A 15,125-nucleotide genomic window follows, 5' to 3' on the forward strand; every position below is an offset into this window, starting at 1 on the left:
GGCTCCTCGGGGTTGGCCGAAGGCTCCACCTTTCCGCGGGGGCGCGCCAGGGGCGGTCAGGCGCGCGGGCGCAGCGCGGCGTAGAGCGCGTCCACCCCCGCCATGAGGTCCGGAATCTCCATCGCCTCCTGCGGGTTGTGCGATCCGTTGCGGTTGCGGACGAAGACCATGGAGGCCGGCATGCCGCGCCGCGCGAACTCCGCCGCGTCGTGGCCGGCGCCGGAGACAAGGGTGATCGGTTCGGGCAGCGCGGCTTCGACGGCGCCGGAATCCAGCCGGATCGGCGCGGCCTGCACCAGCGGGCCCATGTCGAAGCGCACGCGCCGCACCGCCGCGATGTCGGCGCAGCGCCGCGCGACGAAGCGCTGCGCCGCGTCCAGCGTCGCCCGGTCGCCGCTGCGGATATCGAGGGAGAAGGCAACGCGTCCCGGGATACGCGTCACGGCGGCGAGGTCGGGCTCGGTGCTCACCATGCCCGCGGTGATGACCATGTCCGCCCCGTCCTCGATGGACTTCGCCCAGAGCGTGTCGAGGTCGTAGAGGAGTTCGGCGACCGCCATCATCGGGTCCGCGCGCAGGTGGCGGGGGACGACGCCGGAATGCCCGGCCTCCCCGGTGCAGGAGGCCTCGGACCATCGCCGGTGGCCGCGCACGGCGGAGACGGCGGCGGCGGGAAGGCTCTTATCCACCAGGACCGGGCCTTGCTCGATGTGCAGCTCGTGGAAGGCGGTGGTGCGGAGGAGTTCGGGGACGGGCTTGCCGCCGCCCGCGACGGCCGGGTCGCCGCCGATCTCCCGCAGATGGGTCGAGAGCGACTTGCCCGTGTCCCGGCGCGGGCGTGCCAGTTCCGTCGCGTCGAGCGCGCCGAAGGCCGCGCGCGTGCCGACATAGGGCGCGCCGAACCAGGGCGATTCCTCGCCGCGCAGCGCCAGCGCGCGCATCGGGAGCGCATCCCGCGCCGCGCGCAGCGCGATCAGCAGCCCCGCGACGACGCCCGCCCCGCCGTCGAAGTTCCCGCCCTGCGGCACGGAATCCATGTGCGACCCGCAGGCCGGAGCCGGCGCGTCGCCCAGGCCCGGCGGGGCGAGCCAGAGGTTGCCGACGGCGTCGCGGTGCGCCTCCAGCCCGAGCGGCGCCGCAACCTCTGCGACGAAGTTCAGGCAGTCGGATTCGATCGCGCTGTAGGCCGGGCGCGTGATGCCGTGGCCGTCTGCGGACAGCGCGGCGAAGCCCTCCAGCAGCGTCGCGGCGAGCGACGCCTCGTCCGGGTCGTTCCTCATTCCGCGGCGATGCCTTCGGCATCGGGGGCCGCGGCGATGCCTTCGGCATCGGGGGCCGCGGCGATGCCTTCGGCATCGGGGGCCGCGGCGATGCCTTCGGTATCGGGGGCCGCAGCGATGCCTTCGGCATCGGGGGCCGCGGCGTTCGGGACGGGGCGGGCGGGAAGTGCGGCACCGATCAGGTCGGAGGCGCAGGCGACGCCACGGCGCGCGCACCACTCCGACAGCCCCTCGATCACCCGCGGCATCGCGTTCGGCGAGACGAAGGTGGCGGTGCCGACCTGTACCGCGGCGGCGCCGGCCATCAGGAACTCGATCGCGTCCTCCGCCGTCGCGATGCCGCCGCAGCCGATGACGGGCAGGCGGACGGCGTGGGCGCATTGCCAGACCATGCGCAGCGCGATGGGCTTGAAGCCCGGGCCGGAAAAGCCGCCCATGACGTTGCCGAGGCGGGGACGCCGCGCCTCGATGTCGATGGCGAGGCCGAGGATGGTGTTGACGGCGACAACCGCGTCGGCGCCGGCATCTTCAACCGCCCGCGCGACGGCGGCGATGTCGCCGGTATTGGGGGACAACTTGATCCACAGCGGCAGCCGCGTCGCGCGGCGCATCGCGGCCGTCGCGGCGGCGGCGGGCTCGGGCGCCACGGCGAAGGCGCGGCCGTCTTCCTCGAGGTTGGGGCAGGAGATGTTGCCCTCGATCGCCGTGATGCCGGGAACGTCGTCCAGCCGCGCACATGCCTCGGCGAAAGCGGCGACGCTGGGCGCGGAGAGCGAGACGACGACCGGCGCGCCGAAGGACCTCCACTCCGGCATGGCCTTCGCGATGAAGGCGTCCAGGCCTTTGCCAGGGATGCCGATGGAATTCAGGATCCCGCCTTCCGTTTCCGCGATGCGGGGCAGCGGGTTGCCGATGCGCGGTTCCGGCGTGACGGATTTCGTGACGAGCGCGCCGAGGCGGTCCAAGGCGAATGCCTTCGCCATCTCCGGCCCGAAGGTGCCGGAGGCGGGCATGACCGGGTTCTTCAGCACGACGTTGCCGATACGGACGGACAGGTCCGGGGTCACCACGACACCGCCTTTGCCAGGTCGAAGACCGGCCCTTCGGTGCACACGCGCAGGTTCTCCAGCGTGCCGTCCTCGCCGCGGATCGGGCGTACGCAGCAGAAGCACATGCCGAGGCCGCAGGCCATCTGCTGTTCCAGCGCGACCTGGCCGGGGATGCCGTGTTCCGCCGAGAGGCGCTGCAGCAACAGCAGCAGCCGGTTGGACCCGCAGGTGAAGACGGCGTCCGGCCGCGCCTCCGCGAAGCGTTGCCGCAGCAGGGCCTCGACCGTCGGCAGGTCCGAGGTGCCGTCCTCGTCCAGGACGGGGAAGACCTCCGTGCGGGAGGTGCCGACGAACTCCTCGGCCATCAGGTCCGCCGCGGCCTTGGCCGACAGCACGGCATCCACCGCGCAGCCCCCGGCCGCCGCGGCCTCGGCCAGCGGGGCGAGGGTCGCGAGGCCGACTCCGCGGGCGAGGATGAGGATACGACGCCAGGCCGGGTCCAGGCGGAAGCCCTCGCCGAGCGGCCCGACGATCGGCAGCACGTCGCCGGGCCGCAAGGTCGCCAGCGCTGCCGTGCCGCGGCCCGTGACGTGCAGCAGGAAGCCGAGTTCGCCGTCGCCGCGCGCACGCCAAACGCTCATCGGGCGGCGCAGGTAGGGGCCGCCGGTCGCGTCCCGGCACAGCAGATGGAAGAACTGGCCCGGCCGCACGGCGGGAAGCGGATGCTCCGGCGCGACGACCAGGCGGTGGTAGCGCCGGCCGACCGGCGCGCTGTCCAGCACCCGCGCGTCGCATTCGACGACGGATGTGGGACGGGTGGGGAGGTCCATCCCGGCAGGGTCCCGCTAAAGCGGCACCATGATTCGCAGGCCCGTCCCCGTCAACGCACGGAGGCCGCAGCGGCCTTCGCCAGGATCATCAGGGCTTCCCGCGCCGGCATGCCCTCCCGCAGCCCCAGCCGGGCGGCGGTGGCGTTGACGCGGGACAGCACGCCATCGGCTGCCGTGGACCGCCCCTCCCCGATCCGGGCCGACATCGCGGAGACCGTCGCCCCCGCGATCCCCCGCGCGTCCAGGGCGGGCAGGCGGGACACCCCGGCCTCGTCCACCCCGATCCCCGCATCGTTGTAGAGGGCGCCGAAGACCGGCTGCTTCACTGCCGTCTCCGGCCGTCCGCCGAGCAGGCCGCCATGGCTGCCCGTCGCGATCACCGCGCCGATGTCGCCCGCGTTCACCAGCCCGTTGGAATCCAGCGCCCAGACCGGACGGGGGTAGCCGGGCAGCAACTCCCGCGCCTCCGTTGGCGGCGCCGGGCGGGAGGGGGCTGCGGCGCCGCGGCATCAAGCCGCCGGAGCGCCTCGGCCGCCGCCATCCCGGGCAGGACCCCCGTCGCCCGCGCCACCCGGTTGGCGTGGGAGACGACGCCGCGCGCCAGCCCGTCGGCCCCGTCCCCGATCCGGCAGGACCGGTAGTCCAGCGCCGCGCAGGCCATCCCGAACCCGTCCGCGAGGTCCAGCCCCCGATCCCCGCCCCGTCCCGCCCCACCCCCGCATCGTGCAGAATCGCCGCCCGCAGCCCGGCGGAGGCGCAGAGATGCGCCGCGTAACGCCCGGCATGGGAGGCGGCGAGCCGGACCCCGCCCGCATCCTCCGGCCGGAAGACCGTCGCGCTGTCGCGCACCATCCGGACCAGCGCGTGCTGCAAGCCTGCCTCCCCCACTTGCCCCGGCGGCCGAACCGCGCTGCCATCCTGCCCAGGGATCGAGGGAAGCGCCGGATGGATCAGCGTGTCGCGGACCCGCGCGAGGCCGGGCGCCCGCCGTCCACGGACGTCCGCCTGGCCCGCCTGCGTACGATGCACCTCATCCGTGCCTTCGAGGAAGCGGCCGCCGAGGGCTTCTTCGCCGGCGCGATCCGCGGCTCCGTCCACCAGTCCATCGGGCAGGAAGCCGTCGCCGTCGGCGTCTGCGCGGCGCTGCGGCGCGACGACTGGCTCGCCTCGACCCATCGCGGCCACGGCCACGCCATCGCGAAGGGCGCCGATCCCCGGGCGATGATGCTGGAACTCTTTGGGCGCGCCGGCGGCACCTGCGGCGGCAAGGGCGGGTCCATGCACATCGCCGATTTCGGCGTGGGCATGCTCGGCGCGAACGGGGTCGTGGCAGATGGCGTGACGCTGGCGGTCGGCGCCGCCCATGCCGCGATCATCAAGGGTGAGGACCGGATCGCCGCGGCGATGTTCGGCGACGGCGCGATGAACCGCGGCCCGCTGCTGGAAGCGCTGAACTGGACCGCCGCGATCGGCCTGCCGATGCTTTTCGTCTGCGAGGACAATGGCTACGCCGCGACCACCCGGACCGCCGACGTGACCGCAGGACCCGGCCCCATGGCCCGCGCCGAGGCGCTGGGCGTGCGGGCGGAAGGCGCCGACGGCAACGACCTGGACGCGGTGGTCACCATCGCGACGCGCATGGTGAATGAAGTGCGGGCCGAACGCCGCCCGGCCTTCCTGCACCTCCGCACCTACCGCCGGCGCGGCCACTTCGCGCCGGACAAGGCGGGCTATCGCGACGCCGCCGAACACGCGGAACGGATGAAGGACGATCCCATCGAGCGTTATGAAGTTGCCCTGCGCGCCGCCGGCGTGCCCGACGCCGCGATCGACGCCGCGGCGGCGGACGCGCGCGCCGCGGTCGCGGGCTACGTCGCGGACGCCGAGGTAGCGCCCTTCCCACCGCTCCGCGAGGCCTTCACGGACGTGCAGGACCTCGGCGCCCCCGAAGAACTGGCGCGCTTCGCATGACCGAGATGACCTATGTCGAGGCCGCCTGCCTCGCCCTGCGGCAGGAGATGCAGCGGGACCCGCTGGTCTGGGCGCTGGGCGAGGACCTGGGCCCGGAGGGCGGGCTCGTCGGCCAGTACCGCGGCCTGCAGCAGATGTTCGGATCGCAGCGCGTCGTGGACACGCCGATCAGCGAAAACACGATCATGGGCGCGGCCGTCGGCGCCGCGGTCTGCGGCACGCGCCCCGTCGCGGAACTACGCTTCGCCGACTTCGCCCTTTGCGCCACCGACGAACTCGTGAACCAGGCCGCGAAGATCCGCTACATGTTCGACGGGCAGGTCCGCGTGCCGCTGGTCGTGCGTCAGCCCATCGGCCTGCGCACCGGCATCGCCGCGCAGCATTCGCAATCCACCGAGGCCTTCTGGGTGCACGTGCCCGGGCTGGTCGTGGTGACGCCCTCGACGCCCGCGGACAACCACGCGCTGCTGAAGGCCGCGATCCGCTGCGATGATCCCGTCGTGTACATGGAGAGCAAGGAACTCTGGCAGGTCCGCGGCGACGTGGACCCGGATGCCGGGCCGGCGGAACTCGGCCGCGCCGAACGTGTCGCGGCAGGGCCGGACGTGACGATCGTCACCTGGTCCCGCATGCGCCACATCTGCGAGGCGGCGGTTCCGATGCTGGTGGCCGATGGTGTCCGCGTCGACCTGTTCGACCTGCGGACGCTCTGGCCCTGGGACCGCGACGCGGTCCTCTCCTCCGTCCGGAAGACCGGGCGGCTGCTGGTCGTGCAGGAAGCCGTGAAGACCGGCGGGTTCGGCGCGGAGATCGTAGCCGACATTGTGGAGCACGCCCATGCAGACCTGAAGGCGGCCCCCGTGCGCCTCGGCGGTCCCCGCGCGCCCGTACCCTTCGCGAAGCCCCTGGAAGACCTGCATCGCCTGACCGAAGCGCAGGTCGCCGGCGCCGCCCATGCGCTGGTCCGGATCTGAAGGACCATGCAGGCGACGAAGAACGGCGCCGGGCCGGGACTGCCGCTGCAATCGCCCTCGCGCCTGATCGACATGAGGATAGAGGAGCTGAAGGACTGGCGCGGCACGCTGCTCGCCCGGATCCGCGCCCTCATCCGCAAGGCCGACCCGGAGGTGGTCGAGGAGTGGAAGTGGCGAGGCGTGCCGGTGTGGTCACATGCCCGGATCATCTGCACCGGCGAAACCTACAAGAGCGTCGTGAAGATGACCTTCGCCAAGGGCGCCTCGCTGAACGATCCGTCAGGTCTGTTCGACGCCAGCCTCGATGGCAACACCCGCCGCGCCATCGACCTGCGCGACGGCCATCGGATCGACGAGGAAGCGCTCAAGGCGCTCGTCCGCGCCGCGGTGGCGCTCAATACCGCTTCGAGGAAGAAACCTTCCACAAAGGGCGGTCGAGGCGGAGTGGAATGATGTCGGAAGCCATACGCACCCCCGTTCGACCGTATCGGCCAATCGTGGTCAGACATCCGCGCTCCAGGCGAGCCGACATCTAGGAGCTTCGACATGGACGCCCTCCCCAACGCGACCGCCGTGCGGATGACAGGCGGGGAGGCGCTGGCCCGCTCCCTCCAGGCCGCCGGCGCCGGCCCGATCTTCGGGATGGGCGGCTTCCAGCTGCTGCCCTTCTACGAGGCCTGCCGGGCGCTCGGCCTGCGCCACTTCCTCATCAACGACGAACGCACGGGCTGCTTCGCCGCCGACGCCTATGCCCGCGTCACGGGCCGGGTCGGCTTCGCGGACGCGACGCTCGGCCCGGGTGCGACCAACCTCGTCACCGCGCTCGTTGAGGCGCTGAACGCCGGCACGCCCCTCGTCGCGATCACGGGCGACGCCAACCGCGACCACGCCTGGAAGAACATGACGCAGGAGGCGCGGCAGGTGGAGATTCTCCGTCCCGCCGCGAAGGAACTGATCCGAGTCGAGAGCACGAAGCGCATCCCCGAACTGCTGCGCCGCGCGCTGTCCGTCGCGACCTCCGGCCGACCGGGACCGGTGGTGCTCGACGTGCCGGAGGACGTGGCGCACGGGGAACACGAGTTCTCGCCCACGGATTTCGAGGTCCCCGAGCGGATCACCCGCATCCCCGCCGTGCGGTCCCGCCCGGCGCGGGAGGACGTGGAGCGTGCGGCGGCGATGATCGCCCGCGCCCGCCGCCCGATGCTGCTGGTGGGCGGCGGCGCGCATCTCTCCGTCGCCTACGATCCCTGCCTGCGGCTGGTGGAGGAGGGATCCATCCCGCTCGCCCACACCATCTCGGGCAAGGGCGCGATCGCCTGTTCCCATCCCTTCAACGCCGGCCTCTTCGGCCGCTACTCGCGCATCGCCAACGACTTGATCGCGGAATCCGACCTGCTGATTGTTGCGGGCTGCAAGCTCGGGGAGATCGCGACGAAGCGCTTCCAGTTGCTGCCCGAGGGCGTGCCCGTCATCCACCTCGATATCCTCGCGGAGGAGTTCGGGCGGACGTCCCGCTGCGACGTCGCGCTCTGGGGCGACATGGGGGCGGGCCTGACCGATCTGGCGGATGCCCTGCAAGGCCGGAAGCACGACCGTGCGGGCCCTGAACGGTCGGAATGGGCCGCCACCGTCGCGCCGCGCATGGCGAAGTGGAAGCACGACGCCCGCGACCGGCTGGAGAGCACGGAGCGCCCCATCAACCTTGCGCGCCTCATCGGCGAACTGAACCGGCTCATGCCGGAGGACGGCGTGCTCGTGGCCGATGGCGGCTTCGCCGGACACTGGACCGGGCTGCTGTTCGAGACGAAGAAGGCGGGACGTCACTACGTCCCCGACCGCGGCTTCGCCTCCATCGGCTACGGCCTGCCCGGTGCCATCGGCGCGCAGCTGGGCGTCGGGCCGAACCGGCGCGTGGCCGCGCTGACCGGCGATGGCGGCTTCAACATGACGCTCGGGGATCTCGAGACGGCGCGGCGCACCGGCGTCGCCCCGATCCTCTTCGTCGTGAACAACGCGGCCTCCGGCTACGTGAAGGCGCTGCAGCACGCGGTGTATGGCCACGGCAACTACCAGTCCTCCGACCTCGTCGAGATGGACTACGCGGCCATCGCGAACACCATGGGCTGCCGCGGCATCCGCGTGGAGGATCCCGACCGCATCCCCGACGCGATTCGGGAAGGCCTGGCGAACACGTCCACCCCGACCGTCGTGGACGTGATCGTCACGCGCGACCCGGCCAAGATGCTCCCGGGCGTCGATAACCGCACCCTCAAGGTCGAGAAGGGCGACCGTCCCGTCTAGCCGGCCGGCAGCGGGCTTCACCCGACCGGGCCCGCGGCTCGGCCCGTGGCGTGGGGGCTCTGGCCATCGAAGCGTCCTCCGCCGTGCCAGCCCGCCTCAGGCCGGGATGGCCCGCAGCCGGCGCAGGTCGGACACCACGGCCACCAGCAGCGACAATCCGAAGGCCAGCGCCGCCAGGACCAGGCCGGCGGCGGGCCCCTGCGTCGCGGCAACCGCGCCGCCGGCCAGCGCCCCGATCGGCCGCACGCCGTAGATCGCAACCTGGATCGTTGCCCCCACCCGCCCCAGCAGCGCCGGCGGCGTCACGGCCTGCCGGATGCTGACCTGGCACACCAGCCACATCATCGGCCCAAAGCCCAGCAGGAACTGCCCCGCGAAGACCAGTAGCGCCCCCGGCGCCCCCGGCAGTGCGGCTGCCAGGATGAGCAACGGCGCTGCCACCGAGGCCGCCGGCCCGAAGACCAGCACCGCATTCGCCCCGAGCCGCCGCATCGCGGCCGGCACCGCCGCCGCCCCCAGCAGCAGCCCCGCGCCGTAGCCCATCCCCGCCGTCCCGAGCGTCGCGGGATCCAGCCCTGCCGCACCCAGCCCGAACGGCACGTACGCGGCGAGGAGCGCGAAGAACCCGAAGTTCCAGCACACGGCGCACAGCGCGATACCCCGCAGGATCGGCTGGCCGGTCACGAAGGCCGCGCCCTCGCGCAACTGGGTCCCCAGGGGCGGGCGGTCCACGGCCGGGACCGGCGCCGCCGGCAATCCACTCGCCGCCACCCAGCAGATGAAGGCCCCGACAGCGGCCAGCGGATAGGCCCAGGCGATCGCCCCGTGTTCCGCCAGCCATCCGGCCAGCGCCGGCGCCGCGAGGGTCACGACGGCCCGCGCCAACTCCAGCCGCGCGTTCACGGCCGGCAGGTCGGCGCGCCCCGCCAGGGCCGGCACCGCCGACCCCGCCGCCAGGACGAAGGTCACCGTCCCCGCGGAGGCCAGGAAGGACCCGATCCCCAGCACCACCGCCGACCCTGTCCCGAGCGCCGCCACGGCCAACCCCGCCGCCCCCGCCAGCCCCGATGCCGCCAGCAGCCGCACCGGCCCCACCCGGTCCACCAGCACCCCCGCGGGCAGCGACAGCAGCAGCCAGGCCAGGGTCTGCGCCGTCAGCAGCGCCCCCACCGTCCCCGGCCCGGCGCCCAGGACCAGCACCGCCGTCAGCGGCAGCGCGGCGACCGTAACCTGGTCCGCGAGGTGAATGCCGCCCGCGGCGGCGAGGAGACGGGGCAAGGGGTTCACGGCAGGGTCCTCCAGGGATGTCCCGACATGCCCCGCCCCGCCCAACCCCGCGCTCCGCCGCTTGCGGTCCAATCCGGCGCGCCCGATCTGCGATTGCGCCGCAAGGGGCGGGGGCTTCCGGAAAGCCCCCGCCGCATCTTCGGACCATCCGAAACGGACGACCCGAAGGAGTTCTGCCATGCTGGCCGAGATGACCCGGGAGACCACCCTCCCCTACCCCGACGACGACGCGCGCCTCCGCGCCGTGCGGGCGCGCGATCGCGCGGCCGACGGGCACTTCGTCTATTCCGTGCTGACGACGGGCGTGTACTGCCGCCCCTCCTGCGCCGCCCGCCCCGCGCGGACGGAGAACATCGGCTTCCACGCGACTCCCGCCGCGGCCGAGCGCGCGGGCTATCGCGCCTGCAAGCGCTGCCACCCCGCCGGCGAAAGCCCCGCGGAGCGCCACGCCGCCGCCGTCGCGAAGGCCTGCCGCACCATCGAGGAGGCGGAGGAGACCCCGCCCCTAGCCGCGCTGGCCGAAGCCGCGGGCCTGTCCCCCTTCCACTTCCACCGTGTCTTCAAGGAGGTGACCGGCGTCACCCCCGCGCCTACGGCGCCGCGCACCGCGCCGTACGCGTCCGGGCCGAACTGGCCGAGGCCGGGTCGGTGACGGAAGCCCTGTACGGCGCGGGCTACGGCTCCTCCTCCCGCTTCTACGAGAAGGCGGACGCCATCCTCGGCATGCGGCCGGGCGAATGGCGCGACGGCGGGCGCGGGGCGGAGATCCGCTTCGCGATCGGCGAATGCTCGCTCGGTGCCGTCCTCGTCGCCGCGACGGCACGGGGCATCTGCGCCATCGCCCTCGGCGACGATCCGACGGCCCTGCTGGACGACCTGCAGGGCCGCTTCCCCAAGGCCCGCCTGATCGGCGGCGATGCGGAGTTCGAGGCGCTGGTCGCGCGCGTCGTCGCGCTGGTGGAGCGGCCGACCACCGGCACCGACCTGCCGCTCGACGTGCAGGGCACCGCCTTCCAGCAGCGCGTCTGGGCGGCCCTGCGCGACATCCCCGCCGGCACGACCGCGACCTATACGGAAATCGCGGAGCGCATCGGGCAGCCGCGCGCCGTCCGCGCCGTCGCCGCGGCCTGCGCGAACAACGCGATCGCGATCGCCATCCCCTGCCACCGCGTGGTGCGGATCGGCGGCGACCTCGCGGGCTACCGCTGGGGGATCGAGCGGAAGCGCGCCCTCCTCGACCGCGAGGCCCGGGGCGAGGCGGGGCGGGGAGCCGCGGCATGAACGCCGTCGCCGACACGGTCGCGCCGCGCGTCGCGGCCCTGGACTACGACGCGATCGCAGCGTCGTTGGATGGGGCGGGCTGCGCGACGACGGGCCCGCTCCTCACGCCCTCCGAATGCGCCGCGCTGGCCGCGGGCTACGACAATGCGTCGCTGTTCCGCAGCCGGATCGTGATGGCGCGGCACGGCTTCGGGCGCGGCGAGTACGGGTACTATGCCGCGCCCCTACCGGCGCTCGTCGCCGGCCTGCGCCGGGCCTTCTACGCGCGGCTCGCGCCCCTCGCCGCCCGCTGGACGGGTAGGGACTTCCCGGCGGAGCACGACGACTACCTCGCCACCTGCCACGCGGCGGGGCAGCGCCGGCCGACGCCGCTGCTGCTGCGCTACGTCGCCGACGACTACAACTGCCTGCACCAGGACCTGTACGGGGAACACGTCTTCCCGCTGCAGGTCGCCTTCCTCCTCTCCGATCCCGGGCGCGACTTCACCGGCGGCGAGTTCGTGCTGACGGAACAGCGCCCGCGCATGCAGTCGCGCGTGGAGGTCGTGCCGCTCCGGCAGGGGGAGGGCGTGGTCTTCGCCACCCATCACCGCCCGGTCCGCGGCTCGCGCGGGACCTACCGGGTCACGATGCGGCACGGCGTCAGCCGCGTGCGATCCGGCCTGCGCCACACTCTGGGCATCCCGTTCCACGACGCGGCGTAGGGGAACCGGGACTGGCCGCGGCCGGTCCCGGGTCCGCGCCCCAGGCGATTCTTCCGGCCCCTCTCTTCACCCCGGCCCGCTTCGCGGCCAAGGTCGGCCCATGAGCGAGGTGATCCCCCGTCCCGCGCTGAAGGTTCCCGCGCTTGACGTCGAGGACCTGCGTACGGAGTTCCGTATCAACGGCCGCTGGTATCCAGCAGTGGACGGCGTCTCCCTCCGCGTCGCGCGGGACGAAACCCTGGCCGTGGTGGGCGAGAGCGGCTGCGGCAAGTCGGTGACCGCGCTGTCCATCATGGGCCTGGTGCAGCCCCCGGCGGCCGCGTCGCCGGCGGCTCCATCCGCCTGGACGGCGCGGAGATCGCGCACCTGCCGGAGCGCGAGAAGGAACGCCTCCGCGGCGACCGCATCGGCATGGTCTTCCAGGAACCGATGACGTCGCTGAACCCCGTGATGACGGTCGGCGACCAGGTCGCGGAGGTGCTGCGCATCCACCGGGGCATTTCCCGCAAGGCCGCGCTGGAGCGCGCGCGCGAGTTGTTCGAGGAGGTCAAGATCCCCTCCGCCGCGACGCGCCTGCGCGAATATCCGCACCAGTTCTCCGGCGGAATGCGCCAGCGCGTGATGATCGCGGTGGCGCTGGCCTGCGACCCCGCCGTGCTGCTGGCCGACGAACCGACGACGGCGCTGGACGTCACCATCCAGGCCCAGGTCCTCGGTCTGTTGGATGACCTGAAGCACCGCCACGGCATGGCCGTGGTCTTCATCACCCACAACATGGGCGTCGTCGCCCAGATCGCCGACCGCGTCGCCGTGATGTATGCGGGCCAGGTGGTCGAGGAAGCGCCGGTCCGTGCCGTCTTCGCAGCGCCGGCGCACCCCTACACGCGCGCCCTCTTCGCCGCGATCCCGCGCCTGGACCTGGACCACCAGCAACTCGCTGCCATCCCTGGCCGCGTGCCGCCGCTTGACGCCATGCCGCGGGGATGCCGCTTCGCCGCCCGCTGCCCGCTGCGCCAGGACGGCTGCGACGACCCGCAGCGCCTCGCCCCCATTGCGGCCGGCCATTCCGTCCGCTGCCACGTCGCGGAGAAGACCCGTGCTTGACCCCTTCGGTCGCGTCGCCCTCGTCACCGGCGCCAATCGCGGCATCGGCGCCGCCGTCGTCGACCGCCTTCTGCACATCGGCTACGCCGTCGCAGCGGGGGTGCGCGATCCGTCGTCGCTCCAGCCCCGCGGCAACCTGACGGTGCATCGCTACGAGGCGGAGGACGAGGCCCTCGCCGCCTCCTTCGTCACGGAGGCCGTTGCGGCGCATGGCCGCGTGGACGCGCTGGTCAACGCCGCGGGGATCAACCCCATGGCCAATTTCCTCGACGAGGACGAAGGCGCCCACGACCTGATGTGGCGCGTCAACGTGAAGGGCCCGATGCGCCTGACACGCCACGCCTGGCCGCACCTCGCGGCCTGTGGGGAGGGTCGGGTCGTCAACATCGCATCCCTCTCCGGCAAGCGCGTCGCCAACGAGAACACGGGCTACTCCCTGTCCAAATTCGCGGTGGTCGCGCTGACACAGGCCATCCGGAAACAGGGCTGGGATGCCGGCATCCGCGCCACCGCGGTCTGCCCCGGCTTCGTGGACACCGACATGACCGCGCACGTGACGGCCGTCGCACGCGACGCCATGACGCGGCCGGAGGACGTCGCCGCCCTCGTCGAGACCGCGCTGCGCCTGCCCAACACCGCCACCGTCGGGGAGATGCTCGTGAACTGGCGCCTGGAACCGTTCTTGTGAGGAGGGGCCTGTGACCCTCATCCGCCTGCTAGACCAGGACCGCCCCGCGCTGACCTTCACCGTGGACGGCGCGCCCGTCGCGGCGAAGCGCGGTGACACGCTGCTGACCGCCATCCTCGCCGGCGGCCTCGGCCATCTCCGCACCTCCGAATTCGGCGATGGCCCGCGCGCCGGCTTCTGCCTCATGGGCGCCTGCCAGGATTGCTGGATGCGCGTGGACGGGCTCGGCACCCGCCGCGCCTGCACCACCCTCGCGGAGGACGGCATGGCCGTGACGCGCCGATGAAGGTCGTGGTGGTCGGCGCCGGCCCGGCCGGTACGCGCGCGGTCGAGGCGCTGGTCGAACACGGGCTCTCCCCCGTCTGGATCGAGGAAGGCCCCACCAGCGGCGGCCGCATCTACCAGCGCCCGCCCGCCGGCTTCACCCGCTCCCACCGCGACCTCTACGGCTTCGAGGCCCGCCGGGCACAGTCGCTGCACGCCGCCGCCGACGCGGCCCGCATGAAGGCGGATTGGCGCCCCGACACGCTGGTCTGGAACATCCGCCGCACCGCCAACCTGATCGACACGCTGGCCGCCGGCACCGACCGCGCGGAGGTCCCGTTCGATGCCGCGATCCTCTGCACCGGCGCGATGGACCGGGTCATCCCAATCCCCGGCTGGACCCTGCCGGGCGTGACGACGGTCGGCGGCGCGCAGGTCGCGCTGAAGACGCAGGGGGCAGCCATCGGCCGCCGCGTCGCCTTCGTCGGCACGGGCCCGCTGCTCTGGTACTGCGCCCACCAGTACCGCAAGGCCGGCGCCGAGGTCGCGGCCGTCGTGGACACCACGCCCTTCGCCACGAAAGCCGCCGCCGCGCCGCGGATGCTGCTGGGGCCCGCGACCTTCGCCAAGGGCCTGTACTACGTCGCCGCCCTCCGCGCCGCCCGCGTGCCGGTCTTCGAAGGGGCGACGCCCCGCGCGATCACGGGCGATACGGCGGTCGGTGCCGTTCACTTCACCGATGCCGGCGGGAAGGACCACGCCATCGCCTGCGACGCCGTGGCCATGGGCTGGCACCTGAAGCCCGAGGCGCAGCTCGCCGACCTCGCCGGCATCCCCTTCCGCTTCGACCATTCGGGCCATGCCTGGGTGCCCGAGCGCGACGCCGTCGGCCGCACCGCACGCGCCGGCATTTACCTGGCCGGTGACGGCGCGGGCATCGCCGGCGCGGACGCCGCCGAACTCGCGGGCCGCCGCGCCGCCTTCGCCCTGATGGCGGACCACGGCATGACCGTGGATGGGGGCGAGGCCGCGCGCCTTGACCGCGTCCTCGCCTGGCAGTCCCGCTTCCGTGCGGCCCTCGACGCCGCCTTCCCCTTCCCCGCTCACCTCGCGGCTGCGATGCCGGACGACACGATTCTCTGCCGCTGCGAATCCGTCACCGCCGGCGACCTCCGCGCCGCGGCATCCGAATCCGCCGCGACCGGCGCGGCACCCGAGGTCAACCGCGCCAAGGCCTTTTCGAGGGTCGGCATGGGCCGCTGCCAGGGGCGCGTCTGTGGCCCGCCCGCGGCGGAAGTGCTGGCCGCCGCGCTGGGCTGCACGGTCGAGGAGGTCGGGCGCCTCCGCGGCCAGCCGCCGGTGAAGCCCGTTCCCGTGGCAGTACCGGCATGA

The 15,125-nt window shown here is 73.4% G+C and carries 17 protein-coding genes; 12 read left to right on the plus strand and 5 right to left on the minus strand.

Features of this window, described 5'->3' with window-relative positions; genetic code table 11:
- Positions 1 to 56: 56 nt before the first annotated feature.
- The 4 genes from ACE7GA_RS04315 to ACE7GA_RS04330 are packed head-to-tail and all read right to left on the minus strand — an operon-like array spanning position 57 to position 3,614.
- Positions 57 to 1,280 carry a hydantoinase/carbamoylase family amidase gene (locus ACE7GA_RS04315; protein ID WP_376096124.1) on the minus strand — a complete coding sequence of 408 codons (1,224 nt, stop codon included), beginning with the start codon at positions 1,278 to 1,280 and terminating at the stop codon, positions 57 to 59.
- Entirely contained in the window at positions 1,277 to 2,347 is a 1,071-nt protein-coding gene (locus tag ACE7GA_RS04320; protein WP_376096127.1) for a dihydroorotate dehydrogenase, read from the minus strand. The genes ACE7GA_RS04315 and ACE7GA_RS04320 overlap by 4 nt, the downstream gene beginning before the upstream one ends.
- A complete protein-coding gene (locus ACE7GA_RS04325) occupies positions 2,344 to 3,159 on the minus strand; it encodes a dihydroorotate dehydrogenase electron transfer subunit (RefSeq protein ID WP_376096130.1) in 816 nt (271 codons plus the stop codon). The genes ACE7GA_RS04320 and ACE7GA_RS04325 overlap by 4 nt, the downstream gene beginning before the upstream one ends.
- A gap of 50 nt (positions 3,160 to 3,209) precedes the next feature.
- The gene (locus ACE7GA_RS04330; RefSeq protein WP_376096133.1) at positions 3,210 to 3,614 is read right to left on the minus strand and encodes a hypothetical protein; all 405 of its coding nucleotides are present in this window, start codon (positions 3,612 to 3,614) and stop codon (positions 3,210 to 3,212) included.
- A 490-nt stretch (positions 3,615 to 4,104) separates the two neighbouring features.
- Here ACE7GA_RS04330 and ACE7GA_RS04335 point away from each other — a divergent pair, with 490 nt between their 5' ends.
- From ACE7GA_RS04335 to ACE7GA_RS04350, 4 genes are all read left to right on the plus strand, one after another.
- On the plus strand, positions 4,105 to 5,130 hold the full coding sequence (locus tag ACE7GA_RS04335) for a thiamine pyrophosphate-dependent dehydrogenase E1 component subunit alpha (RefSeq protein WP_376096136.1): 1,026 nt from the start codon (positions 4,105 to 4,107) through the stop codon (positions 5,128 to 5,130).
- Positions 5,127 to 6,104 (plus strand): alpha-ketoacid dehydrogenase subunit beta, encoded by a 978-nt coding sequence (locus tag ACE7GA_RS04340; RefSeq protein ID WP_376096139.1) that lies wholly within the window; start codon positions 5,127 to 5,129, stop codon positions 6,102 to 6,104. Before ACE7GA_RS04335 ends, ACE7GA_RS04340 begins: the two co-directional genes overlap by 4 nt.
- Before the next feature lie 6 nt (positions 6,105 to 6,110).
- The gene (locus ACE7GA_RS04345) at positions 6,111 to 6,557 is read left to right on the plus strand and encodes a DUF1801 domain-containing protein (RefSeq protein WP_376096142.1); all 447 of its coding nucleotides are present in this window, start codon (positions 6,111 to 6,113) and stop codon (positions 6,555 to 6,557) included.
- Between the two features lie 93 nt (positions 6,558 to 6,650).
- A complete protein-coding gene (locus ACE7GA_RS04350) occupies positions 6,651 to 8,405 on the plus strand; it encodes a thiamine pyrophosphate-binding protein (RefSeq protein WP_376096145.1) in 1,755 nt (584 codons plus the stop codon).
- A 96-nt stretch (positions 8,406 to 8,501) separates the two neighbouring features.
- Here the strand turns inward: ACE7GA_RS04350 and ACE7GA_RS04355 are convergent, their stop codons facing one another.
- Positions 8,502 to 9,692, minus strand: a complete 1,191-nt coding sequence (locus ACE7GA_RS04355; RefSeq protein ID WP_376096148.1) for an MFS transporter — start codon at positions 9,690 to 9,692, stop codon at positions 8,502 to 8,504.
- Positions 9,693 to 9,870: 178 nt separating this feature from the next.
- On the opposite strand from ACE7GA_RS04355, the gene ACE7GA_RS04360 reads away from it, so the two are divergent.
- From ACE7GA_RS04360 to ACE7GA_RS04395, 8 genes are all read left to right on the plus strand, one after another.
- Positions 9,871 to 10,344, plus strand: a complete 474-nt coding sequence (locus ACE7GA_RS04360) for an Ada metal-binding domain-containing protein (RefSeq protein WP_376096151.1) — start codon at positions 9,871 to 9,873, stop codon at positions 10,342 to 10,344.
- Positions 10,341 to 10,973, plus strand: a complete 633-nt coding sequence (locus ACE7GA_RS04365) for a methylated-DNA--[protein]-cysteine S-methyltransferase (RefSeq protein ID WP_376096154.1) — start codon at positions 10,341 to 10,343, stop codon at positions 10,971 to 10,973. The genes ACE7GA_RS04360 and ACE7GA_RS04365 overlap by 4 nt, the downstream gene beginning before the upstream one ends.
- Positions 10,970 to 11,677, plus strand: a complete 708-nt coding sequence (locus tag ACE7GA_RS04370) for a 2OG-Fe(II) oxygenase (RefSeq protein WP_376096157.1) — start codon at positions 10,970 to 10,972, stop codon at positions 11,675 to 11,677. The genes ACE7GA_RS04365 and ACE7GA_RS04370 overlap by 4 nt, the downstream gene beginning before the upstream one ends.
- Positions 11,678 to 11,777: 100 nt before the next feature.
- Entirely contained in the window at positions 11,778 to 12,110 is a 333-nt protein-coding gene (locus tag ACE7GA_RS04375; RefSeq protein ID WP_376096160.1) for an ATP-binding cassette domain-containing protein, read from the plus strand.
- Complete coding sequence (locus ACE7GA_RS04380; protein WP_376100095.1) at positions 12,044 to 12,781, plus strand: ABC transporter ATP-binding protein; 738 nt, start codon at positions 12,044 to 12,046, stop codon at positions 12,779 to 12,781. Before ACE7GA_RS04375 ends, ACE7GA_RS04380 begins: the two co-directional genes overlap by 67 nt.
- The gene (locus ACE7GA_RS04385; RefSeq protein WP_376096163.1) at positions 12,774 to 13,469 is read left to right on the plus strand and encodes an SDR family NAD(P)-dependent oxidoreductase; all 696 of its coding nucleotides are present in this window, start codon (positions 12,774 to 12,776) and stop codon (positions 13,467 to 13,469) included. Before ACE7GA_RS04380 ends, ACE7GA_RS04385 begins: the two co-directional genes overlap by 8 nt.
- 10 nt (positions 13,470 to 13,479) lie before the next feature.
- On the plus strand, positions 13,480 to 13,755 hold the full coding sequence (locus tag ACE7GA_RS04390) for a (2Fe-2S)-binding protein (RefSeq protein WP_376096166.1): 276 nt from the start codon (positions 13,480 to 13,482) through the stop codon (positions 13,753 to 13,755).
- Complete coding sequence (locus ACE7GA_RS04395; protein ID WP_376096169.1) at positions 13,752 to 15,125, plus strand: FAD-dependent oxidoreductase; 1,374 nt, start codon at positions 13,752 to 13,754, stop codon at positions 15,123 to 15,125. The genes ACE7GA_RS04390 and ACE7GA_RS04395 overlap by 4 nt, the downstream gene beginning before the upstream one ends.

It is taken from the genome of Roseomonas sp. CCTCC AB2023176 (assembly GCF_042259275.1).
GTDB lineage: Bacteria > Pseudomonadota > Alphaproteobacteria > Acetobacterales > Acetobacteraceae > Roseomonas.